This window comes from Streptomyces sp. NPDC034099 (genome assembly GCF_055575415.1).
The window spans coordinates 671352-696203 of sequence record NZ_JBVISR010000001.1; the positions used below are offsets into that span (position 1 = coordinate 671352).

The 24852-nt window shown below is 72.4% G+C and carries 25 protein-coding genes; 6 read left to right on the plus strand and 19 right to left on the minus strand.

Features of this window, described 5'->3' with window-relative positions; genetic code table 11:
• Positions 1 to 63: 63 nt before the first annotated feature.
• Positions 64 to 1770 (minus strand): glycerol-3-phosphate dehydrogenase/oxidase, encoded by a 1707-nt coding sequence (locus ACZ56V_RS03055; protein ID WP_468938770.1) that lies wholly within the window; start codon positions 1768 to 1770, stop codon positions 64 to 66.
• Positions 1771 to 2071: 301 nt separating this feature from the next.
• Between ACZ56V_RS03055 and ACZ56V_RS03060 the strand changes: the two genes are divergently transcribed.
• A complete protein-coding gene (locus ACZ56V_RS03060; RefSeq protein WP_398912329.1) occupies positions 2072 to 3280 on the plus strand; it encodes a nucleotide sugar dehydrogenase in 1209 nt (402 codons plus the stop codon).
• Between the two features lie 530 nt (positions 3281 to 3810).
• Here ACZ56V_RS03060 and ACZ56V_RS03065 read toward each other — a convergent pair.
• The 4 genes from ACZ56V_RS03065 to ACZ56V_RS03080 all read right to left on the minus strand — a co-directional run bounded on the left by ACZ56V_RS03065 (position 3811) and on the right by ACZ56V_RS03080 (position 8290).
• Complete coding sequence (locus tag ACZ56V_RS03065; RefSeq protein WP_003974202.1) at positions 3811 to 4935, minus strand: GuaB3 family IMP dehydrogenase-related protein; 1125 nt, start codon at positions 4933 to 4935, stop codon at positions 3811 to 3813.
• A gap of 123 nt (positions 4936 to 5058) precedes the next feature.
• Positions 5059 to 6564, minus strand: a complete 1506-nt coding sequence (guaB, locus tag ACZ56V_RS03070) for an IMP dehydrogenase (RefSeq protein WP_104635748.1) — start codon at positions 6562 to 6564, stop codon at positions 5059 to 5061.
• A 148-nt stretch (positions 6565 to 6712) separates the two neighbouring features.
• Positions 6713 to 7300, minus strand: a complete 588-nt coding sequence (locus tag ACZ56V_RS03075) for a sigma-70 family RNA polymerase sigma factor (protein WP_031034860.1) — start codon at positions 7298 to 7300, stop codon at positions 6713 to 6715.
• A gap of 378 nt (positions 7301 to 7678) precedes the next feature.
• Positions 7679 to 8290 carry a response regulator transcription factor gene (locus ACZ56V_RS03080; RefSeq protein ID WP_003948568.1) on the minus strand — a complete coding sequence of 204 codons (612 nt, stop codon included), beginning with the start codon at positions 8288 to 8290 and terminating at the stop codon, positions 7679 to 7681.
• A gap of 381 nt (positions 8291 to 8671) precedes the next feature.
• On the opposite strand from ACZ56V_RS03080, the gene ACZ56V_RS03085 reads away from it, so the two are divergent.
• A complete protein-coding gene (locus ACZ56V_RS03085; RefSeq protein WP_029394253.1) occupies positions 8672 to 9010 on the plus strand; it encodes a WhiB family transcriptional regulator in 339 nt (112 codons plus the stop codon).
• A gap of 67 nt (positions 9011 to 9077) precedes the next feature.
• Here the strand turns inward: ACZ56V_RS03085 and ACZ56V_RS03090 are convergent, their stop codons facing one another.
• Entirely contained in the window at positions 9078 to 9992 is a 915-nt protein-coding gene (locus ACZ56V_RS03090; protein ID WP_468938776.1) for a LysR family transcriptional regulator, read from the minus strand.
• Between the two features lie 96 nt (positions 9993 to 10088).
• On the opposite strand from ACZ56V_RS03090, the gene ACZ56V_RS03095 reads away from it, so the two are divergent.
• Positions 10089 to 10757 carry an MOSC domain-containing protein gene (locus tag ACZ56V_RS03095; RefSeq protein ID WP_398912447.1) on the plus strand — a complete coding sequence of 223 codons (669 nt, stop codon included), beginning with the start codon at positions 10089 to 10091 and terminating at the stop codon, positions 10755 to 10757.
• Positions 10758 to 10811: 54 nt separating this feature from the next.
• Entirely contained in the window at positions 10812 to 11585 is a 774-nt protein-coding gene (locus ACZ56V_RS03100) for an SDR family NAD(P)-dependent oxidoreductase (RefSeq protein WP_398912327.1), read from the plus strand.
• A 220-nt stretch (positions 11586 to 11805) separates the two neighbouring features.
• Here the strand turns inward: ACZ56V_RS03100 and groL are convergent, their stop codons facing one another.
• The 4 genes from groL to ACZ56V_RS03120 all read right to left on the minus strand — a co-directional run bounded on the left by groL (position 11806) and on the right by ACZ56V_RS03120 (position 15871).
• Positions 11806 to 13431, minus strand: a complete 1626-nt coding sequence (gene groL / locus ACZ56V_RS03105; RefSeq protein ID WP_398912326.1) for a chaperonin GroEL — start codon at positions 13429 to 13431, stop codon at positions 11806 to 11808.
• A 133-nt stretch (positions 13432 to 13564) separates the two neighbouring features.
• Positions 13565 to 13873, minus strand: coding sequence for a co-chaperone GroES (groES, locus tag ACZ56V_RS03110; RefSeq protein ID WP_019329594.1), 309 nt, complete (start codon positions 13871 to 13873; stop codon positions 13565 to 13567).
• 334 nt (positions 13874 to 14207) lie between these two features.
• Positions 14208 to 14945 carry a polysaccharide deacetylase family protein gene (locus ACZ56V_RS03115; protein WP_468938780.1) on the minus strand — a complete coding sequence of 246 codons (738 nt, stop codon included), beginning with the start codon at positions 14943 to 14945 and terminating at the stop codon, positions 14208 to 14210.
• On the minus strand, positions 14942 to 15871 hold the full coding sequence (locus tag ACZ56V_RS03120; RefSeq protein WP_467380458.1) for a polysaccharide deacetylase family protein: 930 nt from the start codon (positions 15869 to 15871) through the stop codon (positions 14942 to 14944). Before ACZ56V_RS03120 ends, ACZ56V_RS03115 begins: the two co-directional genes overlap by 4 nt.
• Positions 15872 to 15961: 90 nt before the next feature.
• Between ACZ56V_RS03120 and ACZ56V_RS03125 the strand changes: the two genes are divergently transcribed.
• Complete coding sequence (locus tag ACZ56V_RS03125; RefSeq protein ID WP_467380456.1) at positions 15962 to 17164, plus strand: class I SAM-dependent methyltransferase; 1203 nt, start codon at positions 15962 to 15964, stop codon at positions 17162 to 17164.
• Here the strand turns inward: ACZ56V_RS03125 and ACZ56V_RS03130 are convergent.
• The 8 genes from ACZ56V_RS03130 to tsaB form a co-directional block, all read right to left on the minus strand.
• On the minus strand, positions 17161 to 18417 hold the full coding sequence (locus tag ACZ56V_RS03130) for an RNA polymerase sigma factor (RefSeq protein ID WP_468938783.1): 1257 nt from the start codon (positions 18415 to 18417) through the stop codon (positions 17161 to 17163). The genes ACZ56V_RS03125 and ACZ56V_RS03130 overlap by 4 nt on opposite strands.
• 64 nt (positions 18418 to 18481) lie before the next feature.
• The gene (locus tag ACZ56V_RS03135; protein ID WP_468938785.1) at positions 18482 to 18838 is read right to left on the minus strand and encodes a YciI family protein; all 357 of its coding nucleotides are present in this window, start codon (positions 18836 to 18838) and stop codon (positions 18482 to 18484) included.
• Positions 18839 to 18974: 136 nt separating this feature from the next.
• Positions 18975 to 20012: an LCP family protein gene (locus ACZ56V_RS03140; RefSeq protein ID WP_398912319.1), complete on the minus strand. Its 1038-nt coding sequence runs from the start codon at positions 20010 to 20012 to the stop codon at positions 18975 to 18977.
• A 130-nt stretch (positions 20013 to 20142) separates the two neighbouring features.
• The gene (locus ACZ56V_RS03145; protein ID WP_468938788.1) at positions 20143 to 21195 is read right to left on the minus strand and encodes a LacI family DNA-binding transcriptional regulator; all 1053 of its coding nucleotides are present in this window, start codon (positions 21193 to 21195) and stop codon (positions 20143 to 20145) included.
• An 84-nt stretch (positions 21196 to 21279) separates the two neighbouring features.
• Complete coding sequence (locus tag ACZ56V_RS03150; protein ID WP_398912318.1) at positions 21280 to 21561, minus strand: hypothetical protein; 282 nt, start codon at positions 21559 to 21561, stop codon at positions 21280 to 21282.
• A complete protein-coding gene (gene tsaD, locus ACZ56V_RS03155) occupies positions 21558 to 22679 on the minus strand; it encodes a tRNA (adenosine(37)-N6)-threonylcarbamoyltransferase complex transferase subunit TsaD (RefSeq protein WP_398912317.1) in 1122 nt (373 codons plus the stop codon). Before tsaD ends, ACZ56V_RS03150 begins: the two co-directional genes overlap by 4 nt.
• Positions 22672 to 23205, minus strand: coding sequence for a ribosomal protein S18-alanine N-acetyltransferase (gene rimI, locus ACZ56V_RS03160; RefSeq protein WP_398912316.1), 534 nt, complete (start codon positions 23203 to 23205; stop codon positions 22672 to 22674). Before rimI ends, tsaD begins: the two co-directional genes overlap by 8 nt.
• Positions 23202 to 23855 carry a tRNA (adenosine(37)-N6)-threonylcarbamoyltransferase complex dimerization subunit type 1 TsaB gene (gene tsaB / locus ACZ56V_RS03165; RefSeq protein ID WP_468938792.1) on the minus strand — a complete coding sequence of 218 codons (654 nt, stop codon included), beginning with the start codon at positions 23853 to 23855 and terminating at the stop codon, positions 23202 to 23204. Before tsaB ends, rimI begins: the two co-directional genes overlap by 4 nt.
• 181 nt (positions 23856 to 24036) lie before the next feature.
• On the opposite strand from tsaB, the gene ACZ56V_RS03170 reads away from it, so the two are divergent.
• The gene (locus ACZ56V_RS03170) at positions 24037 to 24591 is read left to right on the plus strand and encodes a hypothetical protein (protein WP_398912313.1); all 555 of its coding nucleotides are present in this window, start codon (positions 24037 to 24039) and stop codon (positions 24589 to 24591) included.
• Between the two features lie 48 nt (positions 24592 to 24639).
• Here ACZ56V_RS03170 and ACZ56V_RS03175 read toward each other — a convergent pair whose 3' ends face one another.
• Positions 24640 to 24840, minus strand: coding sequence for a hypothetical protein (locus ACZ56V_RS03175; protein ID WP_468938795.1), 201 nt, complete (start codon positions 24838 to 24840; stop codon positions 24640 to 24642).
• Positions 24841 to 24852: the final 12 nt, after the last annotated feature.

The following is a 24852-nucleotide window of genomic DNA, read 5'->3' on the forward strand; positions in this document are numbered from 1 at the left end:
ATTGTCCCTCACCCGACAAGTGCTCTACGCCCAGGGTGCCCGGAGGGTTCCCTTCCCCCCTCCTCACCGCGCCACGATGTCCGGCGCCCCCAGCCGGGCCGCGTCGGCCGTCAGGTCGTCCGGCTGGCGCTGGGACTCCCGCTCGGCCTCGACCCGCTTCTCGTAGTGCTCGATCTCCCGCTCGACCTGGCCCTTGTCCCAGCCCAGCACCGGCGCCATCAGCTCGGCGGCCTCGCGGGCGCAGCGCGTCCCCCGGTCGAAGGTCTCGATGGAGATGCGGGTGCGCCGGGTGAGGACGTCGTCCAGGTGCCGCGCGCCCTCGTGCGAGGCGGCGTAGACGACTTCGGCGCGCAGGTAGTCGTCGGCGCCGGTGAGCGGCTCGCCCAGGGTGGGGTCGGCGGCGACGAGTTCGAGCAGTTCCTCCGTCAACGCGCCGTACCGGTTGAGCAGGTGCTCGACGCGCACGACGTGCAGGCCGGTGCGCGCGGCGATCCGGGCCCGCGCGTTCCACAGCGCGTGGTAGCCCTCGGCGCCCAGCAGCGGGGTCTCCTCGGTGACGCAGTCGGCGACCCGCAGGTCGAGCCCGTGCACGGCCTCGTCCACGGCGTCCTTGGCCATCACCCGGTACGTCGTGTACTTGCCGCCCGCCACGACCACCAGGCCGGGCACCGGGTGGGCGACGGTGTGCTCGCGCGACAGCTTGCTGGTGGCGTCCGACTCGCCGGCCAGCAGTGGACGCAGACCGGCGTACACGCCCTCGACGTCGTCGCGCGTGAGGGGCACCGACAGCACCGAGTTGACGTGTTGCAGCAGGTAGTCGATGTCGGCGCTGGACGCGGCCGGGTGGGCCTTGTCCAGGTCCCAGTCGGTGTCCGTGGTGCCGATGATCCAGTGCCGGCCCCAGGGGATGACGAACAGCACGGACTTCTCGGTGCGCAGGATCAGGCCGGTGCTGGAGTGGATACGGTCCTTGGGCACGACCAGGTGGATGCCCTTGGAGGCCCGCACGTGGAACTGGCCGCGCTCGCCCACCATCGCCTGGGTGTCGTCGGTCCACACCCCGGTCGCGTTCACCACCTGTTTGGCGCGGACCTCGTACTCGCCACCCGCCTCGACGTCCTGCACCCGCGCGCCGACCACCCGTTCGCCCTCGCGCAGGAAGGAGGTGACCCGGGCGCGGTTGGCGACCTTGGCGCCGTACGCGGCCGCGGTGCGCACCAGCGTGGCCACGAAGCGGGCGTCGTCCATCTGGGCGTCGTAGTACTGCAGCGCGCCGACCAGTGCGTCCTTCTTCAGGGCGGGTGCCACGCGCAGGGCGTGACGGCGGCTCAGGTGCCGGTGCAGCGGCAGGCCCCGGCCGTGGCCGCGGGCCATGGACATGGCGTCGTAGAGCGCCACGCCGGAGCCCGCGTACAGCCGCTCCCACCCCTTGTGCTGCAGCGGGTACAGGAACGGCACCGGCTTCACCAGATGCGGCGCGAGCCGTTCGAGCAGCAGGCCGCGCTCCTTCAGCGCCTCCCGCACGAGCACGAAGTCGAGCATCTCCAGATAGCGCAGGCCGCCGTGGATCAGCTTGCTGGACCTGCTGGAGGTGCCCGAGGCCCAGTCCCTGGCCTCGACCAGGCCGACGGACAGGCCGCGCGTCACGGCGTCGAGCGCGGTACCCGCACCGACCACACCGGCGCCCACCACCAGTACGTCAAGCTCGCGCTCGGCCATGGCCGCGAGCGACTCGGCGCGCTGCGCCGGCCCAAGGGTCGCTGTCCTCACTGCTGCCTCCCGCTGTCGGTCGAGCCGGCCGCACCCGTCGGGCCGCCCGGTTCCTGGTACCCACCATGCCCGGATTCTGACCGGCCCGCCCGACATCGGCAGCCGGAGGCCCCGGCCTGTGGACAACTTCCCCATGGGCCCGCACCGGCCCGCCCCGCCCCGTCGACACTCGCCGAATCTCCGCAGATCAATACCGCAAATCGGTCATATTTACTCCTAGTCTGACGTTGTGCTCGCCCGTCCTGTCCACCGGGCTTGCGCACCTGTCCCGCTTCGGCTACTGGGAAGGACGGCCCACGCCATGCCCGCAGATCTCGCCGTCATCGGACTCGGCCCGTACGGCCTGCCCCTGGCCCAGGCCGCCGTCGCCGCCGGCATCCCCACCCTCGGCTACCGCACCGGACCCGAGGCCGACCCGCTCACCCCCGCCGAGGTGCGCCGGATGCTCGCCACGGGCTTCCGCACCCCGACCGGACCGGCCGAGCTGGGCCGCGTCCGCACCGCCGTCATCTGCGCGCCCACCCCGCCGGGCGCGGACGGCGGCCTGGACCTCACCCAGGTGGAGGCAGCGGCCCGTACCCTGGCCGCGCACATGCGCCCGCACACCACGGTGATCCTGGAGTCCCCGGTGCGGCCCGGGACGACGGAGGAGTTCCTGCGCCCGCTCCTGGAGCAGGGCTCCGGGCTGCGCGCCGGCCGCGACTTCCACCTCGCCTACTCCCCCAGCCGCGTGGACCCCGGCAACCGCGACTTCACCCCGGCCAACACCCCGAAGGTCATCGGCGGCCTCACCCCCGCCTGCACCGAGTCGGCCGCCGCCTTCTACAGCCGCCTCACCGACAAGGTGGTCCGCGCGCGCGGGCCGCGGGAGGCGGAGACGGTCCAGCTCCTGGAGACCAACTTCCGGCACGTGAACATCGCCCTGGTCAATGAGATGGCGGTGCTCTGCGACGACCTCGGCGTCGACCTCTGGGACGTCCTGCGCTGCGCGGAGACCAAGCCGTTCGGCTTCCAGGCCTTCCGCCCGGGCCCCGGCGTCGGCGGCCACTCCGTCGCCCAGGACCTGACCGGCCGGGCCCCGCACAGCCTGCGCATGGTGGAGCTGGCCCAGCAGGTCAACTCCCAGATGCCCCGCTACGTCGTCCAGCGCGCCGCCGCCCTGCTCAACGAGCACGGCAAGTCCGCGCGCGGCGCCCGGATCCTCCTGCTCGGCGTCACCTACAAGGCCGACCTCGCCGACCAGCAGGCCACCCCGGCCGAGGAGATCGCGACCCGCCTGATGTCGATGGGCGCCGCCGTGAGCTACCACGACCCCCACATCCCGTCCTGGAAGGTCGCCGGCCGCCCCGTCCCCCGCGCCGACTCCCTCTACGAGGCCGCCGCCGACGCCGACCTCACGATCCTCCTCCAGCAGCACCGCACGTACGACCTCCAGGGCCTGTCGGTCAAGGCCCAGCTCCTCCTGGACACACGGGGCGCCACACCCACGGGGGCGGCGCACCGGTTGTGAGCCGGGGGCGCACGGGGGTGACTGTGCCACGGAGCTGGTGGTGAGAGGGCGGCTGCGCCGGTACGGTGAGGAGCGGATGATGCCCGTCGCAGGGGCTTGCGGCCGGGTACGGGTGTCCACCCCTACTTCTCTTAGGGGTGGCCGCTCACTTCCCGTAGATCCGCAGGATCCACCTCCTCCGGAACTTCACCATCCGCAGACGGATCCGGTCCCAGCGGGTGGGCTTGCGGTGACGGCCCATGGCGCGCCCCCTTCCACGAGGCCGCCATCAGCCCGGTAGGCGGTCCGTCTGGAATTCGGGCAGGGCCCCGAGGAGCGGGGTCCGGAACGGTTCCTTGGAAGGGGGCGCCCCAGAGAACGGGGTCGCCGAGCAGGGACATTACCGATCCGGCACAGCCCTCCACCGCGTATTCGCCCCGAACACCACCGCACGCCCCCGCGCCGCGTCACGCGCCCCCTCAAGAACCCCCGAGCACGCGAAAGGGGCCGGTCACCCACCAGGTGACCGGCCCCTTCACATGCCGTAAGGACTACCGCCGGTGCTGCGAGTCCGCGACCGTGACCTCGACGCGCTGGAACTCCTTCAGCTCGCTGTAGCCGGTGGTGGCCATGGCGCGGCGCAGGGCGCCGAAGAAGTTCATCGAGCCGTCGGGGTTGCGGGACGGGCCGGTGAGGATCTCCTCGATGGTGCCGACCGTGCCGAGGTCGACCTTCTTGCCGCGCGGCAGCTCCTCGTTGACGGCCTCCATGCCCCAGTGGTTGCCCCTGCCCGGCGCGTCGGTGGCGCGGGCCAGCGGGGAGCCCATCATCACGGAGTCGGCGCCGCAGGCGATGGCCTTGGGCAGGTCGCCGGACCAGCCGACGCCGCCGTCGGCGATGACGTGCACGTACCGGCCGCCGGACTCGTCCATGTAGTCCCGGCGGGCCGCCGCCACGTCGGCGACCGCGGTGGCCATGGGCACCTGGATGCCGAGCACGTTGCGCGTGGTGTGGGCGGCGCCGCCGCCGAAGCCGACGAGGACGCCCGCCGCGCCGGTGCGCATCAGGTGCAGGGCGGCGGTGTAGGTGGCGCAGCCGCCGACGATCACCGGGACGTCGAGCTCGTAGATGAACTGCTTCAGGTTCAGCGGCTCGTGCGAGCCGGAGACGTGCTCCGCGGAGACGGTGGTGCCGCGGATGACGAAGATGTCGACGCCCGCGTCGACGACGGCCTTGGAGAACTGGGCGGTGCGCTGCGGGGAGAGCGCGGCGGCGGTGACCACGCCCGAGTCGCGCACCTCCTTGATGCGCTGCCCGATCAGCTCCTCCTTGATGGGAGCCGCGTAGATCTCCTGGAGGCGGCGGGTCGCGTTGTCGGTGTCCAGCTCGGCGATCTCGTCGAGCAGCGGCTGCGGGTCCTCGTGCCGGGTCCAGAGCCCTTCCAGGTTGAGGACGCCGAGGCCGCCCAGCTCGCCGATGCGGATGGCGGTGGCCGGGGAGACGACCGAGTCCATGGGAGCGGCCAGGAACGGCAGCTCGAAGCGGTAGGCGTCGATCTGCCAGGCGATCGAGACCTCCTTCGGGTCCCGCGTACGGCGGCTGGGGACGACGGCGATGTCGTCGAAGGCGTACGCCCGGCGGCCGCGCTTGCCGCGCCCGATCTCGATCTCAGTCACGTCTGTGGCCTTTCCCTGATGCGTTGCAGCGCCTTCCAGTATCCCCGACGGGCTCGCCGGGGCACCGCAGAGGGCGGCCCCGGATGGTCCGGAGCCGCCCTCGGGAGGCTGCTGCCTGGGTGCTTACTTGCTGCGGCTGTAGTTCGGCGCCTCGACCGTCATCTGGATGTCGTGCGGGTGGCTCTCCTTGAGGCCCGCGGAGGTGATCCGGACGAAGCGGCCCTTGGACTCCATCTCCTCGATGGTGGCGGCGCCCACGTAGCCCATGGTCTGGCGCAGGCCGCCGACGAGCTGGTGCAGGACGTTGGCCAGCGGACCCCGGTAGGGGACCTGGCCCTCGATGCCCTCGGGCACGAGCTTGTCGTCGGAGGCGACCTCGGCCTGGAAGTACCGGTCCTTCGAGTACGACCGGCCCTGGCCGCGGGACTGCATGGCGCCCAGCGATCCCATGCCGCGGTACGACTTGAACTGCTTGCCGTTGATGAACTGCAGCTCGCCCGGCGACTCCTCGCAGCCCGCCAGGAGGCTGCCCAGCATCACGGTGTCGGCGCCGGCGGCCAGCGCCTTGCCGATGTCGCCGGAGTACTGGAGGCCGCCGTCGCCGATCAGGGGCACCCCGGCGGCGCGGGCGGCGAGGGAGGCCTCGTAGATCGCGGTGACCTGCGGGACGCCGATGCCGGCGACCACGCGGGTGGTGCAGATGGAGCCGGGGCCGACGCCGACCTTGATGCCGTCCACGCCCGCGTCGATCAGCGCCTGGGCGCCGTCACGGGTGGCGACGTTGCCGCCGACGACGTCGATGCCGACGCTCGACTTGATCTTCGACATCCAGCTCAGCGCGTTGCTGTTGTGGCCGTGCGAGGTGTCGACGACGAGGAAGTCCACCCCGGCCTCGGCGAGGGCCTGGGCGCGGTCGAGCGCCTCGGGGCTGGCACCCACGGCGGCGCCGACGAGCAGGCGGCCCTTCCCGTCCTTCGCGGCGTGCGGGTACTGCTCGGCCTTCACGAAGTCCTTGACCGTGATCAGGCCCTTGAGGACGCCGTCGCCGTCGACCAGCGGCAGCTTCTCGATCTTGTGCCGGCGCAGCAGCTCCATGGCGTCCACGCCGGAGATGCCGACCTGGCCGGTGACCAGCGGCATCGGCGTCATGACCTCGCGCACCTGCCGGGTGCGGTCGGTCTCGAAGGCCATGTCGCGGTTGGTGACGATGCCGAGCAGCTTGCCCGCGCCGTCGGTGACCGGGACGCCGCTGATGCGGAACTTGGCGCACAGGGCGTCGGCCTCGCCGAGGGTGGCGTCCGGGTGGATGGTGATGGGGTTGGCCACCATGCCCGACTCGGAGCGCTTCACCAGGTCGACCTGGTTGGCCTGGTCCTCGATGGACAGGTTGCGGTGCAGGACGCCGACGCCGCCCTGGCGGGCCATGGAAATGGCCATCCGGGACTCGGTCACCTTGTCCATGGCCGCGGAGAGCAGCGGGATGTTGACCCGCACGTTGCGGGAGATGCGAGACGAGGTGTCGACCGCGTTCGGAAGCACCGCGGAGGCGCCCGGCAGCAGCAGCACGTCGTCGTAGGTCAGCCCGAGTGTCGCGAATTTCTCGGGCACTCCGTCGACGTTGGCAGTCATGACACCTTCCCCAAATGGCCTTGCTCGGTGCGGATGTCCATGCTAACGGGAAGTGGACGTGGGTCATTCCACGATCAAGGAAGCATGCGACCTTCGTGCTTTTGTACGAGGCGGACCGCAGCGTGGACGACGGCGCGAACCGCCCGAACTACTGCTCCGCCAGCGCCCGCAGCCGGCTCAGCGCCCGGTGCTGGGCGACCCGGACCGCCCCTGGTGACATTCCCAACATCTGTCCGGTCTCCTCGGCCGTGAGCCCGACCGCGATGCGCAGCAGGAGCAGCTCGCGCTGGTTCTCCGGCAGGTTGGCCAGCAGTTTCTTGGCCCAGGCGGCGTCGCTGTTGAGCAGTGCCCGCTCCTCGGGACCCAGCGAGTCGTCCGGCCGCTCGGGCATCTCGTCGGACGGGACGGCCGTGGAGCCGGGGTGGCGCATCGCGGCGCGCTGGAGGTCGGCGACCTTGTGGGCGGCGATGGCGAAGACGAACGCCTCGAAGGGACGTCCGGTGTCCTTGTAGCGGGGCAGCGCGAGCAGTACCGCGACGCAGACCTCCTGGGCGAGGTCCTCGACGAAGTGCCGGGCGTCGCCGGGCAGCCGGGACAGCCGCGTGCGGCAGTAGCGCAACGCCAGGGGGTGGACATGGGCGAGCAGGTCGTGCGTGGCCTGCTCGTCCCCGTCTACGGCGCGGTGGACGAGCCCACCGACCGTCCCCTGGTCCGGGGGCGCCTCGTCGTCACGCATCGGTCCATGGTGCCTTGCGGCCGTCCGATCCGTGGCTCCGTGCCCGTTGTTGTGCACCGAAGCGTTATGAGCAGGTGCGCCGGAACTCATCCCCTGCGCCCTCCCCTTCCGCTCGACCGACTCGTCCCCGAGGAACTCCACACCTCAAGGATGCGTCATCCGCGGCGAAACGAGCAGCGGGCATCCGGCGGGTCGCCTTGTCACCCCCGCTCACCTCGCGATAAGCGGGGAGCGTCACACCCCCGACGGGCCTCGTCGGCCTCCACCGCACGGGGTGCCCCCTAGGAGGTGTCGTTTGGATCCTGCCTGCGGTCGCGGGGTCTGGGGTCAGCAACAAGGCACCGTTGCCCGGAGCCGGCCTGATCCAAACGACACCCCCTAGCGAACCAAACCCCACCGGAAGCCGAGCGCCACCGCGTGCGCCCGGTCCGAGGCGCCGAGCTTTTTGAAGAGCCGACGGGCATGGGTCTTGACGGTGTCCTCGGAGAGGAACAGCTCACGGCCGATCTCCGCGTTGGAACGGCCGTGGCTCATGCCCTCGAGCACCTGGATCTCACGCGCGGTGAGCGTGGGCGCGGCACCCATCTCGGCCGAGCGCAGCCGGCGCGGGGCGAGCCGCCAGGTCGGGTCGGCGAGGGCCTGGGTGACGGTGGCGCGCAGTTCGGCGCGCGAGGCGTCCTTGTGCAGGTAGCCACGGGCACCGGCGGCGACCGCGAGGGCCACGCCGTCCAGGTCCTCGGCGACGGTGAGCATGATGATGCGCGCGCCGGGGTCGGCGGACAGCAGCCGCCGGACGGTCTCGACGCCGCCCAGACCGGGCATGCGCACGTCCATCAGAATGAGGTCCGAGCGGTCGGCTCCCCAGCGGCGGAGGACTTCCTCGCCGTTGGCGGCCGTCGTCACGCGCTCGACGCCGGGCACGGTCGCGACCGCGCGGCGGAGCGCCTCTCGGGCAAGCGGGGAGTCGTCGCAGACGAGGACGGAAGTCATGGCCGTCCTCCGCAGCTGATGCGCGTCACGTTGAGCCTCCAGGCTGGTACGAAATCGTCACCTGTGCGGTCGACCGTCCCGGACGCCCGCCCGAGCACTTGTTCCTTCAACCGCCTCCGCACTCTCAACGATGGTCACTCGAAAGAGTTACGGGGCTGTGTGTCGTCTTCGGCACTCTACGTGAGGGGGCGGCCACGCAGCAGACATGCGCGTGGGACCCGCGCCGTTTCATCACAAGCGGTGCCCCATTCAGCCGCTTTTCTTCCACTTCGCTGGTGTCTGCGGCTAGATTCGCAATGAGTCATATTTTCATCTCCTTAGATCGTAGTTGTACGGTCGTGGACACCGTATCCACCCAGAACGGCTACAAGGGGTCACGCAATGGCAGATTTCTCCCGCCTTCCCGGACCGAACGCGGACCTGTGGGACTGGCAGCTCCTGGCTGCGTGCCGCGGGGTGGACAGCTCGCTCTTCTTCCATCCGGAAGGCGAACGCGGTGCGGCACGGAGTGCTCGCGAGAACTCGGCCAAGGAGGTCTGCATGAGGTGCCCGGTCCGCGCCGAGTGCGCGGCGCACGCGCTGGCGGTGCGCGAGCCGTACGGCGTGTGGGGCGGGCTGACCGAGGACGAGCGCGAAGAACTCATGGGACGGGCCCGCAACCGCCTGGTGGCGGCGACGGCATCGGCGTCGGCCGGCGGGGAGGCGGCCGCACCTCACTGAAGGAACGTTTCTCTGGAAGAACGCGACGAAGGCCCCACAAGGACCCCCGCAGGAACCCCCGACGCGGTCAGCGCGCCGCCGGCTGGCGCGCGCCCGCCCGGGCCAGCTCGTCCAGCGTGGCGGTCACGGCCGGCACCTGCGCCAGGTCGGGCAGCGTGAGCGCCACGATCTCCCGCCGCACGGCCGGCTCCAGCTCGACCGTGCGCGCTCCCCTGGGCCGTACGGACTCGACGGCGAGCTGGGGCAGGACGGCCACGCCGAGGCCCGCGCCGACCAGGCCGACCACCGCCGGGTAGTCGTCGGTCGCGAAGTCGATGCGGGGGGTGAATCCGGCGCCCTCGCACACCTCGACCAGCTGGCCGCCGCAGCGCGGGCAGCCCGCGATCCAGGACTCCCGGGCCAGCTCGCCGATCGCCACCGACCCCTCGGTACGGGCCAGCCGGTGCCCCTCGGGAACCAGCGCCACCAGCCGGTCGGTCAGCAGCGGCCGTACGACCAGGTCGTCCCACTCCTCGGCGCCGGCCGCGCCCTCGTAGCGGAAGGCGAGCGCCACGTCGCAGTCACCCTCGCGCAGCAGCTCGACGGACTTCGGCGGCTCGGCCTCCTCCAGGGAGACCCGGGTGCCGGGGTGCGCGGCACGCAGCGCGGCGAGGGCGGTCGGTACGAGGGTGGAGCTGCCGCTGGGGAAGGAGACCAGCCGGACCCGGCCGGCGCGCAGCCCGGCGATCGCGGCGACCTCCTCCTCGGCCGCCGTCAGCCCGGCGATGATCCCGGCGGCGTGCCGCACCAGCGCCTCTCCGGCCTGGGTCAGCCGCATCTCGCGTCCGGTGCGCACCAGCAGCGGAGTGCCGACGGAGGACTCCAGGGCCTTCATCTGCTGGCTGACGGCGGGCTGGGTGCAGCCCAGCTCGCGCCCCGCGGCGGAGAAGGAACCGGTGGATGCCACGGCGCGCAGCACGCGGAGATGACGAGCCTCGATCACACCCCCGAGGATAAGCGACCCTTTGACCGGACGCCGAATAATGCGTCGCCGCTTTGACCGCGCGTGTCCTACCGTTCTCGCATGCACCTTCCCGCCATGAGGCTCCTGTCCGTCAACCTGGGTCGCGCGAAGGCGGTGCCGTACACGGACCAGCCCGAGGGCGTCACCGGCATCGACAAGCGGCCGGCCGACGGTCCCGTGCGGGTCGCGGCGCCCGGGACGGAGGGCTTCGGGGCGAGCGGCCTGGCCGGCGACACCGTCTGCGACACGCGGCACCACGGCGGCGAGGACCAGGCGGTGTACGCGATGGCGCGCGAAGACCTGGACGCCTGGGAGCGCGAGCTGGGCCGTGAGCTGCCGGACGGCTCGTTCGGCGAGAACCTCACCACCACCGGCCTGGACCTCGCCGGTGCCCTCATCGGTGAGCGCTGGCGGGTCGGCCCGGAGCTGCTCCTGGAGGTGACGTCCGGACGCATCCCCTGCCGCACCTTCCAGGGCCACCTGGGTGAACAGCGCTGGGTGAAGCGCTTCACCGAGAAGGGTGCGCCGGGCGCCTACTTCCGCGTCGTCGAGCCCGGTGAGATCCGCGCGGGCGACCCGGTGCGGATCGTGCACCGGCCCGCCCACGAGGTGACGGTGGCCCTGCAGTTCCGCGCGGTGACCACCCAGCGGGAGCTGCTCCCCCGGCTGCTCGCGGCGGGCGACGCGCTACACCCTCAGGCGCTGGCGGCGGCGCGGAAGTACGTGGCGCAGTACGGCGGCTGAGCGAAGCGGACGTGCTCGGTCCGCACCGGTGATCCCGCGCCCTAACCTTGCGCCATGACAACGGCATTGATTACGGGATCGACGGCGGGCCTCGGCGCCGCGTTCGCGCGTCGGCTGGCGGCCGACGGACACAACCTGGTGCTGGTGGCCCGCGACACCAAGCGACTGCGCGAACAGGCCACCGAACTGCACGACCGGCACGGCATCGAGGCGGAGGTGCTCACGGCGGACCTGTCGACGGACGCCGGCATCGACGCGGTGGCCGCCCGGCTGGGGGACCGCAGGAGCCCCGTCGACCTGCTGGTCAACAACGCCGGTTTCGGCAACAAGGGCCGTTTCCTCGACGTGCCCATGGCCGACGAGCTGACCATGCTCAAGGTGCACTGCGAGGCGGTGCTCCGGCTGACCTCGGCGGCGGTGGAGGCGATGCGGGAGCGGGGCCGCGGCGGCGTCGTCAACGTGGCCTCGGTCGCCGCCTTCGTCCCGCGAGGCACCTACGGCGCCTCCAAGGCGTGGGTCGTCCAGTTCACCCAGGGCGTGGCGAAGGACCTGGCCGGCAGCGGGGTGCGCCTGATGGCCCTGGCCCCCGGCTTCGTGCGCACCGAGTTCCACGAGCGCGCCGGCATGGGCACGGACAACATCCCGAACTGGATGTGGCTCGACGCGGACAACGTCGTCGCGGCGGGCCTCGCCGACCTGTCCCGCGGCAAGTCCCTGTCGATCCCCGACCCCCGCTACAAGACCCTGATGGGCGCGGCGAAGCTGGTACCGCGGGGACTGCTGGGCGGGATCACATCGCGAACGGGGCGGAAGTACGGGCCGCAGTAGGAGTGCGAGCCGTTGTCGCCGCTTGCGTGCTCGCCGAGGCTCGTCAGGGGAAGCGCCCCAAGGGGCGCGGGGAAACTGCGCGACCGACCACAACGGCGCCGCACCCGGCAACGAACCCGACGGGGCGGACGCGTCCCCGGCACCGGCGCCACCGAAACAACGGTGCCCGGCCCCCGCAGGGGACCGGGCACCGTTCGCTCAGCTCAGCTCAGCGTGTCGCTCAGTGGGAGTGGCCGTGGCTGTGGCCACCGGCGGCCGGCTCTTCCTCTTCCTTCTTCTCGACGACCAGGGTCTCGGTCGTCAGCAGGAGGGAGGCGATGGAGGCGGCGTTCTCCAGGGCGGAGCGGGTGACCTTCACCGGGTCGATGACGCCGGCCTTGACCAGGTCGCCGTACTCGCCGGTGGCGGCGTTGAAGCCCTGGCCCTTGTCGAGCTCGGCGACCTTGGAGGTGATGACGTAACCCTCCAGGCCGGCGTTCTCGGCGATCCAGCGCAGCGGCTCGACGGCGGCGCGGCGGACGACCGCGACACCGGTGGCCTCGTCGCCGGTCTTGCCGAGGTTGCCCTCGAGGACCTTGACGGCGTGGACCAGCGCGGAGCCACCACCGGAGACGATGCCCTCCTCGACCGCGGCGCGGGTCGCGGAGATGGCGTCCTCCAGACGGTGCTTGCGCTCCTTCAGCTCCACCTCGGTGGCGGCGCCGACCTTGATCACGCACACGCCGCCGGCCAGCTTCGCGAGGCGCTCCTGGAGCTTCTCGCGGTCCCAGTCGGAGTCCGTGGACTCGATCTCGGCCTTGATCTGGTTGATGCGGCCCTCGACCTCGTCGCGCTTGCCGGCACCGTCGACGATCGTGGTGTCGTCCTTGGTGACGGTGATGCGGCGGGCGGTGCCGAGCACGTCCAGACCGACCTGGTCGAGCTTGAGGCCGACCTCCTCGGAGATGACCGTGGCGCCGGTGAGGACGGCCATGTCCTGCAGCATCGCCTTGCGGCGGTCGCCGAAGCCGGGGGCCTTGACGGCCACCGCGTTGAAGGTGCCGCGGATCTTGTTGACGACGAGGGTGGAGAGCGCCTCGCCCTCCAGGTCCTCGGCGATGATCAGCAGCGGCTTGGAGGCGTTGGCCTGGATGACCTTCTCCAGCAGCGGCAGCAGGTCCGCGATGGAGGAGATCTTGCCCTGGTTGATCAGGATGTACGGGTCGTCGAGGACGGCCTCCATGCGCTCCTGGTCCGTCACGAAGTACGGCGACAGGTAGCCCTTGTCGAAGGCCATGCCCTCGGTGAAGTCCAGCTCCAGACCGAAGGTGTTGGACTCCTCGACGGTGATGACACCGTCCTTGCCGACCTTGTCCATCGCCTCGGCGATCAGCTCGCCGACCTGCTGGTCCTGGGCGGACAGCGCGGCCACGGCGGCGATGTCGGACTTCTCGTCGATCGGACGGGCGGTGGCGAGAAGGTCTTCCGACACGGCGGCGACGGCCGCGTCGATGCCCTTCTTCAGCAGCGCCGGGGAGGCACCGGCGGCGACGTTCTTCAGGCCCTCGCGCACGAGCGCCTGGGCGAGCACGGTGGCGGTGGTGGTGCCGTCACCCGCGATGTCGTTGGTCTTGGTCGCCACCTCCTTCACCAGCTGGGCGCCGAGGTTCTCGTACGGGTCCTCGACCTCGACCTCGCGGGCGATGGTGACGCCGTCGTTGGTGATGGTGGGGGCGCCGAACTTCTTGTCGATGACGACGTTGCGGCCCTTGGGGCCGATCGTCACCTTCACGGTGTCGGCGAGCTTGTTGACGCCGCGCTCGAGGGCGCGACGGGCGTCCTCGTCGAACTTCAGGATCTTCGCCATGGGAGCGTGAGCCCTCTTCCGGAAATCTTGGGGTTATACGGCAACTGCGCCCCCGACGCCCGGCTTTTTATGGTCGCGGGAGCCAGGGGCGCAGCTGGAAAGCAAGGTGCTTCGGTGAAGTAAGGAGCTACTTCTACTTCTCGACGATCGCGAGCACGTCGCGGGCCGAGAGGACGAGGTACTCCTCGCCGTTGTACTTCACCTCGGTGCCGCCGTACTTGCTGTAGAGCACGACGTCGCCGACGCTGACGTCGAGCGGAAGACGGTTGCCGTCCTCGAAGCGGCCCGGGCCCACGGCCAGGACGACGCCCTCCTGGGGCTTCTCCTTGGCGGTGTCCGGAATGACCAGGCCCGAAGCCGTGGTCTGCTCTGCGTCGAGCGGCTGGACCACGATGCGGTCCTCGAGCGGCTTGATGGCAACCTTGGAGCTGGCGGTCGTCACGATCCGACCTCCCCCTTCGGAGATCTCACGGGGTTAACTGTCTGAGGTGGCGACCAGGTCGATCCGTCGTCGCGGGTGCCGGACCTGCCCGTCGCTGTGTTGGCACTCTCCGGTGGGGAGTGCCAGACCTGAGACTATGACCGCGATTAGCACTCGGTCAAGCGGAGTGCCAATGCCGGCGGCGCGTCGGCCGGGTTTTCGTGTGAACGCCGGTTGGTTTCGCACCCTGCGTGGGTGTGGGCGTCGCTGCGGGCTGCCGCCCCCAGACCCCCGCTCTTCGGCCTGGACGGCCTCGTCCTCAAGCGCCGGACGGGCTGGATGATGCGGACCGGCCTCAAGGAGGTGAGACGTAGTCCTCCAGATCGCCCACCCTGAGGCCCTGCTCCTCGATCGTCCTCACCAGGCGTTCCGTGCGTGCCGCCAGGTTCGTGGCCGTCGGGTGGTCCGGGTCGACGGCGATGATGTCGCCGGGGTGGAGGCGGTGGTCGCCGCGGGCGTAGGCGAGGGCGCCCTCGGCGTCGAGGGTGGCGCGCCACAGGACCAGGGCCGTGATCCCGCAGTCGGCGGCGGCGCGCAGGGTCGTGGTGTCGTACGTGCCGTGCGGCGGGCGGAAGAGGTGGGCGCGGACGCCGAAGCGCGACCTGAGCTTGGTCTGCTGGCCGCAGATCTCGGCGCGCTGCCCGGCATGCGGCAGGCCGCGCAGGGAGCGGTGGTCGAGGGTGTGGTTCTGCAGGCTCGCGCCGAACAGGCGCAGCCGGGCGAAGTCGCCGTAGGCCGGTCCGGCGACGGTGTCGGTGAGGAACAGGGTGACCGGGAGGCGCCGTTCGCGGACCAGGCCGGCGAAGGCGGGGTCGCGCTCGGCGCTGTCGTCGTAGGTGAGGAAGACGACCGGGTCGTCGGTGCGGACGTGGTCCACGACCGGGGGCAGCCGCCGCCCCTGGTCGGCGTCCTGGGCGGGGTCCCCGGCCGCCGCCGCGTGTTCGGCGGGGGCGGCGAGCCGGTCGCAGGCGGCGAGTGGGAGCAGCAGGGCGGCCAGGGCGGCGCCGGCCGGCCGGAACCGCCCTCGCCTCACAGGTAGTCCTCCAGGCGGGCCACCGCGTACCCGTCGGCGGTGATCCGGTCCAGGAAGCGGCGGACCATGTCGGTCATCGTGCCGTCCCAGTCGTCGGTGCCCCGGAAGTGGGTGAGGACGATGTCGCCGGGGTGCAGGTCCTGGTCCCACTCGCGGTACTCCCAGTGGTCGACGTACACCTCCTCGCTCCAGATCGGCGCGTACTCGATGCCGCAGGACTTGGCGGCGCGCAGGGTGTCGCCGTCGTAGTTGCCGAAGGGCGGGCGGAAGAGGACGGGGCGCTTGCCGTAGCGCTTCTCCATCACGTCCTGCATGCCGCAGATCTCCTGCTTCTGCTCCTCGTAGGAGAGCGCGGGGAGGTAGGGGTGGCTCAGGGTGTGGTTGTTGAGGGTGATGCCGCGGGCCTGCATCTTCTTGAAGTAGCCGTAGTCGTCCTTGATCTCGTCGTCGGTGAGGAAGACGGTGTACGGGATCCTCAGGTCGCTCATCATCTTCAGGAACGCCGGGTCCTTCTCGGCGCCGTCGTCGATGGTGAGGAAGACGACCTTCTCCTTGGTGGGGACCGTGGTGAAGACCGGCGGGAGGTCGTCCTCCTCCTGGCCGTCGACCTCGAAGCCCTCGCGGGCCTTGATCTCCGGCTTCTTCTCAGGCGGCGCGGGGGCCGTGAGCGGGACCTTCTCCAGGCCCCAGCGCTTGGCGGCGGCGACCAGGGCGGCCCGGGCCTCGCGCGCCTTGGCCGCGCCGTCGACCGCGCGGGCGGGGGGAGCCTTCGGGGCCTGCTGGCCGGCGGCGCCCCGCACCCCCTGGCCGTCGCCCTGCGCGCAGCCGGCGGCGAGGGCGGCGACGGCGAGGACGGCGGCGGCACGAGGCGCCCGGGACACGCGACGCGGCGCCCGACTTTTGTCATTTTGTACGACTGCTCGCATGGTGCCGGATCCTCGCAGTCCGGGGCCGTCGAACCCGGCCCGACACCGCGCCGGAGGCACACCATCCACCGACTGGCCCACAATGAGTCGGTGAACGACCTGGACTCCCTCCTCGCCCTGCTCACCCCCGAAGGCCGCGCGCTCCTCGACGAGGTGCGCGACACCGACCCCGCGCGGGAGTTGGCGGTCGCGACCCGGCTGCGGCGCACGCACCCCGCCGAGCTGGTGTCGGCGGCGCTCGGGCAGGCGCGGCTGCGGCAGCGCGCGGTGGCGAAGTTCGGGGCCGAGGACGCCGGACGGATGTTCTTCACGCCCAACGGGGTCGAGCAGTCGACGCGGGCGAGTGTGGCGGCGTACCGGGCGGAGTGCTTCCGGGCGCTCGGGGTGCGGTCCGTGGCCGACCTGTGCTGCGGGATCGGGGGCGACGCGATCGCGTTCGCCCGGGCCGGGATCCGGGTGCTCGCCGTCGACCACGACCCGGTCGCCGTCGCGGCCGCCCGTGCCAACGCCGACGCGCTGGGGCTCGGCGAGCTGATCGAGGTGCGCGAGGCGGACGTGACGGAGGTGGACACGGCCGGGTACGACGCCGTGTTCGTCGACCCCGCCCGGCGCTCCTCCAAACGCGGCCGGATCTTCGATCCGGAGGCCTACTCCCCGCCCCTGTCCTGGGCCGTGTCCGCCGCTCTCGGGGCACCGCGCGGCCTGCTGAAGATCGCGCCCGGCATTCCGCACGAGGCGATCCCCCCGGAGGCGACGGCCGAGTGGGTCTCGGACGGCGGGGACGTCAAGGAGGCCATGCTGTGGTTCGGCCCGGACGTGACGCCGGGGGCGCGGCGGGCGACGCTGCTGCCGGCCGTGGTGGGGATCCACGTGACACCCGGGACCATGCTCCCGGACCCCGAGGTGCGGCCCGTCGGGAGGTACCTCTACGAGCCGGACGGTGCCGTCATCCGCGCCCATCTGGTCGCCGAGGTCGCCGAACAGGTGGGCGGCGGGCTGCTCGACGCCACCATCGCGTACGTCACGGGGGACGCGCTGCTGCCGACGCCGTACGCCACGGCGTACGAGATCACCGACCGGATGCCCTTCAACGTCAAGAAGCTGAAGGCGCTGCTGCGGGAGCGCGGCGTCGGGACGCTGACCGTGAAGAAGCGGGGTTCGGCGGTGGAGCCGGAGGAACTGCGCAGGAAGGTCAGGCCGCAGGGGCCGAACGCCGCGACGGTGTTCCTGACCCGGGTCGCGGGGGCGCCGACGATGCTGATCGGGCATCCGGCGGGTGGGTCGGCGGGTTAGTCGGCCGCCTCCCGGGCGCGGCACAGCAGGAGGGCGCGTTCGCGTTCGTTGCGGGTCAGGGACGCGGCCCGTTCGAACTCGGTGCGGGCCTCGGCCCCGCGGTCCAGGCGGAGCAGGAGGTCGCCGCGGACGCTGGGGAGCAGGTGGTAGTGGCGCAGGGCGGGTTCGGCGGCGAGGGCGTCGACGAGGGCCAGGGCGGGGGCGGGGCCCTCGGCCATGGAGACGGCGACCGCGCGGTTGAGTTCGACGACCGGGGACGGGACGCGGGCCGCGAGCAGGCCGTAGAGGGTGGCGATGCGGGGCCAGTCGGTCTCCTCGTACGTGTAGGCCGTCGCGTGGCAGGCGGCGATCGCGGCCTGGAGGACGTACGGGCCCGGGGTGCCGGAGCCGGTGGTGCCGCGGGCGTGGCCGAGGGCGGTGATGCCGCGGGCGATGAGCGGACGGTTCCAGCGGTGGCGGTTCTGGTCCTTCAGCAGCACCGGCTCGCCGTCCGGGCCGGTGCGGGCGGCGGTGCGGGAGGACTGGAACTCCAGCAGCGCCGTCAGGCCGTGGACCTCGGGTTCCTTCGGCATCAGGGCGGACAGGACGCGGGCCAGGCGCAGGGCGTCCTCGCACAGGGCGGGGCGGAGCCAGTCGTCGCCCGCGGTGGCCGCGTAGCCCTCGTTGAAGATCAGGTAGATGACCTCGAGGACCGAGCCGAGGCGGGCCGCGCGGTCGGGGCCGTACGGCACCTCGAAGGCGATGTTCTTCCTGGCCAGGGTGCGTTTGGCACGCACGATGCGCTGGGCGACCGTCGGTTCGGGGACGAGGCGGGCGCGGGCGATCTCCGGCGTGGTCAGGCCGCCGAGCAGGCGGAGGGTGAGGGCGATGCGGGCCTCGGCGGACAGCACCGGGTGGCAGGCGGTGAAGACCAGCCGGAGCAGGTCGTCGTCGATGTCCTCGGGGTCGGCGGGCTCCTCGGGCGGGGGCGCCGCGGCGGGCAGGTCCCGGCCGATCTCCGCGAGCTTGCGGGCGTAGGTCTCCCGGCGCCGGATCAGGTCGACGGCGCGGCGGCGGGCGGTGGTCATGAGCCAGGCGCCCGGGTTGTCGGGCACGCCGTCCCGGGGCCACTGCTCCAGGGCCGCGACCAGGGCGTCCTGGGTGAGTTCCTCGGCGATGCCGACGTCCCGGACGAGCCGGGCCACGCCGGCGATGACGCGGGGCGACTCCAGCCGGAAGACGGTTTCGAGGGCGGCGGTGGGCTGCGGTTCCACAGCCCACCATGCAACACCCTCGGGGCGCCGGGGCAAAACGGGACTCGGTCCGCCCTCGGTCGGCTCAGCCCTCCATCAGCTCCCGCACCTCGCAGGTCACCGTCCAGTACTCCTCGTGGACCTTCAGGAAGCGCTTGGCCCACTCGACCGCCTCGGCCTGGTCCTTGGCCTGGAGGAGGGAGTAGCCGCCGATGACCTCCTTGGTCTCGGTGAAGGGCTCGTCGGTCACGGAGAGCTGTCCGCCCTCGTAGTGGACGCGGGTGCCCTGGGCGGTGGGGGTCAGACCGGCCGTGTCGAGCAGGACGCCCGCCTTGGTCATCTCCTCCATCAGCTTCTCCATCCGCTGGATCAGCTCGGGGCTGGGGCCGCCGGAAAGGGCGTCGGACTCCTCGATGCGGATCAGCGACAGGTAGCGGGGCATGGTGGCTCCTCGGGTGGTCCGGCGGCCGGGGTTTCTCCCCGGCCTCTCACCCCTGGCGTCGAACGGGCGGCCCGTGGATCGACACCCGGGGCGGGATTCCCCGGGGGATTTCCCCGAGAATTTCCCCGGGACCTTCTCAGCGCAGCGATTCCCACAGGTCAGCGGCGTCCGGCTGGTCGGCCACCACCCGGTTGGGGTCGGAGGGCGCGGGCAGCACCGGCATCGTCAGGGTGCGTACGTCGGCCGCGTCCAGGTCCCCGAGGCTGCGGCCCAGGTTCATCAGCTCGCCCAGCGAGTCCAGGCCGGTGTCGGTGGTGAGGCTGCCGGTGAGGGCGTCGGCGACCTGGTAGAGGCGTGCGGGGTCGGTGAGCAGGTCGGTGGCGGAGATCTGCTGAAGGAGCGCCTTGACGAGCTTGTGCTGGAGTTCTATCCGGGCGAGGTCGCTGCCGCCCGCCAGCCCGTACCGGGTGCGGGCCAGGCCGAGGGCCTCGGTGCCGTCGAGGTGGTGGGTGCCTGCCTCCAGGTGCAGGTGGCTCTTGTCGTCGTCGATGTCGACGTCCGTGGTGACCGTGACCCCGCCGAGCGCGTCGACCAGGTCGGCGAAGCCGGAGAAGTCGACCTCGACGTAGTGGTCCATGCGCACGCCGGTGAGCACCTCGACGGTCTTGACGGCGCAGACCGGCCCGCCCAGTTCGTAGGCCGTGTTGAACATCGCGCCGCTTGCCGCCCTGGTCGTCCCGCCGGACGGCAGCGGGCAGGAGGGCCGCTCGACGAGCGTGTCGCGCGGGATGCTGACGACGGTGGCGGCGGTGCGGCCCGCGTCGAGGTGGACGACCATCGCCGTGTCCGAGCGGGCGCCCCCGCTGTCGCCGCCGCCGAGTTCCCGGTTCTCCTCGCCGCCGCGCGAGTCGGAGCCGAGGACGAGGAGGTTCAGGGCGCCGGTGGGCACCGGGGACGCGGACGGCGAGGCGGAGGGGACGGTGACCGGCCGCGCGGGGCGGCCGTCCCCGAGCGCGCCGTTGATGTCGACGCCGGTGATGTTGCCGTTGAGGTGCCAGTAGGCCCAGCCCGCCGCCCCGGCGCCCAGCAGCAGGGAACCGGCCAGGGCCAGGCCGGCCACCTTCACCCCTGTGCGGCGGCCGCTCCGGCCGTCCCGTCCGCCCCGTGCCGCCATGCGTCAGCCCCCGCCCCGCCCGTCCCGTTCGCGCCCCCAACCGGATGCCCCGCCGGAAGGAACATAAGTCCGAATTATTGAAACTGGAACAGGTGGGTCGGGCTTCTGCGGAAATTCTCAGACTGGCGGCTTATCCCTCCCGGGGCGGCGCCGTACTGCTGCGCACCTCCAGGCTGGTGGCCAGCTCCACGCGGGTCGCCGTCGAGGAGCCGTCGTCCCGCCCGAGGTCCAGGACGAGCCGGGCCGCCGCCTCGGCCATCTCCATCAGCGGCTGCCGTACGGTCGTCAGCGGCGGCCCCACCCAGCGGGCCACCGGCAGGTCGTCGAACCCGACCACGCTCAGGTCGTGCGGGATGCGCAGCCCCAGTTCGCGGGCGGCCTCGTACAGCCCGAGCGCCTGGAGGTCGTTGCCGGCGAAGACGGCGGTCGGCCGGTCCGGGCGGCGCAGCAGTTCCAGGCCCTGGCGGTAGCCGGCCTCGTGGTGGAAGTCGCCGGTCACGATCAGGCCGGGGTCGACCGGCAGCCCCGCCGTCTCCAGGGCCGCCCGGTAGCCGTCGACGCGGGCGCGGCTGCACATCATGCGGGTGGGTCCGCTGATGGCGCCGATGCGGGTGTGTCCGAGGTCGACCAGGTGCCGGGTGGCGGCGAGGCCGCCCTGCCAGTTGGTGGCGCCGATGGACGGCACGTCGGCGCCCGGGTCGCCGGCCGGGTCCATCACCACGAACGGGATGGAGCGGCTGGTGAGCAGGGCCCGCTGGGACTCGTCGAGGCCGGACAGGACGAGGATCACGCCGTGCGGGCGGCGGGCGGCGACCTGGTCGGCCCAGGTCCGGCCGGGAGTGAGGCGACCCGCGCTCTCGGAGAGCACGACGCTGAGCCCGGTGTCTCTGGCCACGTTCTCCACGCCCCGGATGACCTCCATCGCCCAGGCGCTCTCCAGCTCGTGGAAGACCAGGTCGATCAGGGGCGAGCGGGTCGACTCGGCACGCCTGCGCCGGTAGCCGTGGACGCGGAGCAGTTCCTCGACGCGGGCCCGGGTCGAGGGGGCGACGTCGGCGCGCCCGTTGAGCACCTTCGAAACAGTCGGCGCCGACACACCGGCCTCACGCGCGATCTCGGCGAGGGTCGCGGTCTGGGCGGACCGCTTTTGCGTCCGGGTTCCAGCGGGCTGCGGGGATGTCATGGCGGCGATCGTAACCCCATGAGGCCACCTGACGAAGGGGTCGGCGAACCGACGGCCATCGGAACATTCGGCGCGGATGCCGAATCATTCGGTCCGGCCGTCGCCGCCCTCGACGGACTCGACCGACTCGAACCGCCAACGGTGCACCGCCCGCGCCACCAGACCGCCGTCCGGTTCGGGCAGCTCCGGGAGTTCGGCGTCGTACGCGGCGTCCCACCAGGTGATGACGAGGACGCGGTCCTGCGGGGCGCGCAGGGTCTCCCGGCGCAGCGGCCGCAGCGGCAGCTCCTGGCGCCGCGCCCAGGCCAGCAGCTCCCCGCCCCGGCCGGGCACGGCCCGCGCCTCCCACATCAGCGCGACGGTCACGAGTACAAGTTCTCCTTGCTCACTTCGTGGACGTGATCGTGGCCGTGGTGGCCGTGCGTGTGGCCCCGTCCCGGCACGTGCGGATCGGTCACCGGGAGGGAGGAGTCCGCCGAGAGGTCCCAGTCGGAGGCGGCCCGGTTCCGGGCGACCATCTCGGCGCCGAGCGCGGCGACCATCGCGCCGTTGTCCGTGCACAGCTTGGGACGCGGCACCCGCAGCCGGATACCGGCCGCCTCGCAGCGCTCCTGGGCCAGCGCCCGCAGCCGGGAGTTGGCGGCCACGCCGCCGCCGATCATCAGATGGTCGACGCCCTCGTCCTTGCAGGCCCGCACGGCCTTGCGGGTCAGCACGTCCACGACCGCCTCCTGGAAGGAGGCCGACACGTCGCGCACCGGCACCTCCTCCCCCGCCGCCCGCTTCGCCTCGATCCAGCGGGCCACGGCCGTCTTGAGACCGGAGAAGGAGAAGTCGTACGCCGGGTCGCGCGGGCCGGTCAGACCGCGCGGGAAGGCGATCGCGGCCGGGTCGCCCTCGCGCGCGTACCGGTCGATGACCGGGCCGCCCGGGAAGCCCAGGTTCAGCACGCGGGCGATCTTGTCGAAGGCCTCGCCGGCCGCGTCGTCGATGGTGGCGCCCAGCGGGCGGACGTCGGACGTGATGTCCGTGGACAGGAGCAGGGAGGAGTGCCCGCCGGAGACCAGCAGCGCCATCGTCGGCTCGGGCAGCGCACCGTGTTCGAGCTGGTCGACGCAGATGTGCGAGGCGAGGTGGTTGACGCCGTACAGCGGCTTGCCGAGCGCGTAGGCGTACGCCTTGGCCGCCGAGACGCCGACCAGCAGGGCTCCCGCGAGGCCGGGTCCGGCGGTGACGGCGATGCCGTCGAGGTCGCGGGCGCTCACCCCCGCCTCCTTGAGGGCGCGCTCGATGGTCGGCACCATCGCCTCCAGGTGGGCGCGGCTCGCCACCTCCGGCACGACGCCGCCGAAGCGGGCGTGCTCGTCGACGCTGGACGCGACGGCGTCGGCCAGCAGGGTGGTGCCGCGCACGACACCGACGCCGGTCTCGTCGCAGGAGGTCTCGATCCCCAGCACGAGAGGCTCGTCGCGTGAGTCAGCCATGGTTCTCGGTTCCTCGTTCGGTTCCCGGTACGGAGGTGGACGGGTCGGTCAGGCGCATCACCAGGGCGTCCACGTTCCCCGGCTGGTAGTAGCCGCGTCTGAAGCCGATGGGCTCGAAGCCGAAGCGCTCGTAGAGGCGCTGGGCGCGGGTGTTGTCCACACGGCACTCGAGGAGCACCTCGGTGCACTCGAAGTCGGTCGCCGCGCGGAGCAGCTCGGTCAGCAGCCGCGCCCCGAGGCCGGTGCCCCAGTGGTCGCGGGCGACGGCGATGGTCTGCACGTCGGCCTGCTCCCCGGAGGTGACCAGGCCCGCGTAGCCGACGACGTGGCCCTCCTCCTCGGCGACGAGGTAGCGCCGGGTCGCCCCGGGCCCGCGCGCGTGCGCCAGCTCGGACCAGAACATCCCGCGCGACCAGGCGTCCTCCGGGAACAGCTCCCGCTCCATGCGCAGCACGGGGTCGATGTCCCACCAGCGCATCTCGCGCAGTGCGGCGGACGCGGACTCGGCAGTGGCTGGCTCGGTCACTTCGGGGTGACCACCTTGTAGTTCTTGGGGACCTGGGCGTCGGGCCGGCGCAGGTACAGCGGCCGGGGCGCGGGCAGCTCCTCCCCCGCCGCCAGCTTCTCGGCGGCCAGCCGGGCCAGGGCGGCGGCGGACACGTGCTCCGGCTCGTGCGCCCGGGGGAAGGTGTCCGGGTACAGCAGCGCGCCCGCGCCGACGGCCGGGAGCCCGGCCACCTGCTCCGCGAAGTCGGCGGGCCGGTCGACGGCCGGGTCGGTGAGCCGGGTGCGGGAGTCGGCGTACCGCGCCCAGTAGACCTCTTTGCGGCGGGCGTCGGTCGCCACCACGAAGGGGCCCTCCAGGTCGGCGGCGAAGGCGAGGCCGTCCAGCGTGCACACGCCGTGCACGGGCACGCCGAGCGCGAGCCCGAAGGCGTCCGCGGTCATCAGGCCGACGCGCAGCCCCGTGTACGGGCCGGGACCGGTACCGGCGACGATGCCGGTGACGGCGTCGAGCCGCAGGCCGGCCTCCGCGAGCACCCGGTCGACGGCGGGCAGCAGCAGCTCACCGTGCCGACGGGCGTCGACCTGGCTCGACGAGGCGATGACGTCCGTACCGTCGTGCAGCGCGACGGTGACGGCGGGCGTGGCGGTATCCAGAGCGAGCAAGAGCACGCAAACAGCCTACGGCGCCGCGCGGCCCGCGTCGGACGCCCTGTGGACAACCCGGGTGCGCTCGACCGGCGCGACCCGGCCGCTCCGTGTCGCGCGCCGCGTTCACCCGGTCACGTACTGCTACCGTCGCCCGGGGGTACGGCACGCAGGACGCACGAGTACGACGACGAGGTGGTCGCCAGTGGCAAGCAGCAGCGCCGGTATCGTCACCGGCCTCACCACGGCGGCCCTCGTGACCATCGGCGTCCTCGCCCACCAGGCGTCCGTCAGCGTCCCGGACGACCTCGGCCGGACCCGTGCGACCAGCAGCCCCGCCCCGGGCCCCGCCAAGGCGCCGCGCGACCGGCGGCACCCCGACGCCCTGCCCGCGCTGTCCGGAACGGGTGAACGGGTGGTGTACTCGGTGGACGACGACCGCGTGTGGCTGGTCGGCCCCGGGAACAAGGTGCGGCGCACCTTCGAGGTCACGCCCAGCTCGGTCGATCCAACCCCGGGCGCGTACACGGTCACGTCCCGCTCCAACCGGATCACCGGGTCCGACGGCATCCCGGTCGAGCACGTGGTGCGCTTCGCCGGCGCCCAGGGCGTGGCCATCGGGTTCAGCGCGGCGGTCGACGGCTCGACGGCCCGTCCCGACCCGGACCGGCCCACCGGCGGCATCCGCGAGTCGCGCGCGGACGGCGACGCGATGTGGAGGTTCGCGACGATCGGGCGTCAGGTCGTCGTCGTCCCCTGACGACGCGCGGGCGCGCGAGGCCGGTGGGGCGAGCGGCTCCCGCGGGTCTCAGGCGGCCTCGCGGTGGTCGCGGTGGCCCTGCTGGTCGCGGACCGGTCGGTGCGCCTCGGGCTCGGGGGCGCGCGGCGGCGTCGAGACCGCCGTCGCGGCGGCGCAGGAGGCGAGCAGGTCCCGCATCGACACCCCGGCGGGCACGGACGGCCGGGGCCCGGGGCGGCCCTGCGGCTGGGCCTGGGACGTGGACGACATGGACGCCTCCTG

Coding starts and splice junctions, on each gene's coding strand:
- ACZ56V_RS03060 (WP_398912329.1), top strand. CDS start 2,072: ATGCCCGCAGATCTCGCCGTCATCGGACTCGGCCCGTACGGCCTGCCC.
- ACZ56V_RS03135 (WP_468938785.1), bottom strand. CDS start 18,838: ATGCCCCGCTACCTGTCGCTGATCCGCATCGAGGAGTCCGACGCCCTT.
- ACZ56V_RS03095 (WP_398912447.1), top strand. CDS start 10,089: ATGAGGCTCCTGTCCGTCAACCTGGGTCGCGCGAAGGCGGTGCCGTAC.
- tsaD (WP_398912317.1), bottom strand. CDS start 22,679: ATGGCTGACTCACGCGACGAGCCTCTCGTGCTGGGGATCGAGACCTCC.
- ACZ56V_RS03175 (WP_468938795.1), bottom strand. CDS start 24,840: ATGTCGTCCACGTCCCAGGCCCAGCCGCAGGGCCGCCCCGGGCCCCGG.
- ACZ56V_RS03120 (WP_467380458.1), bottom strand. CDS start 15,871: ATGCGAGCAGTCGTACAAAATGACAAAAGTCGGGCGCCGCGTCGCGTG.
- guaB (WP_104635748.1), bottom strand. CDS start 6,564: ATGACTGCCAACGTCGACGGAGTGCCCGAGAAATTCGCGACACTCGGG.
- groL (WP_398912326.1), bottom strand. CDS start 13,431: ATGGCGAAGATCCTGAAGTTCGACGAGGACGCCCGTCGCGCCCTCGAG.
- ACZ56V_RS03075 (WP_031034860.1), bottom strand. CDS start 7,300: ATGCGTGACGACGAGGCGCCCCCGGACCAGGGGACGGTCGGTGGGCTC.
- ACZ56V_RS03140 (WP_398912319.1), bottom strand. CDS start 20,012: ATGGCGGCACGGGGCGGACGGGACGGCCGGAGCGGCCGCCGCACAGGG.
- ACZ56V_RS03100 (WP_398912327.1), top strand. CDS start 10,812: ATGACAACGGCATTGATTACGGGATCGACGGCGGGCCTCGGCGCCGCG.
- ACZ56V_RS03085 (WP_029394253.1), top strand. CDS start 8,672: ATGGCAGATTTCTCCCGCCTTCCCGGACCGAACGCGGACCTGTGGGAC.
- ACZ56V_RS03145 (WP_468938788.1), bottom strand. CDS start 21,195: ATGACATCCCCGCAGCCCGCTGGAACCCGGACGCAAAAGCGGTCCGCC.
- ACZ56V_RS03080 (WP_003948568.1), bottom strand. CDS start 8,290: ATGACTTCCGTCCTCGTCTGCGACGACTCCCCGCTTGCCCGAGAGGCG.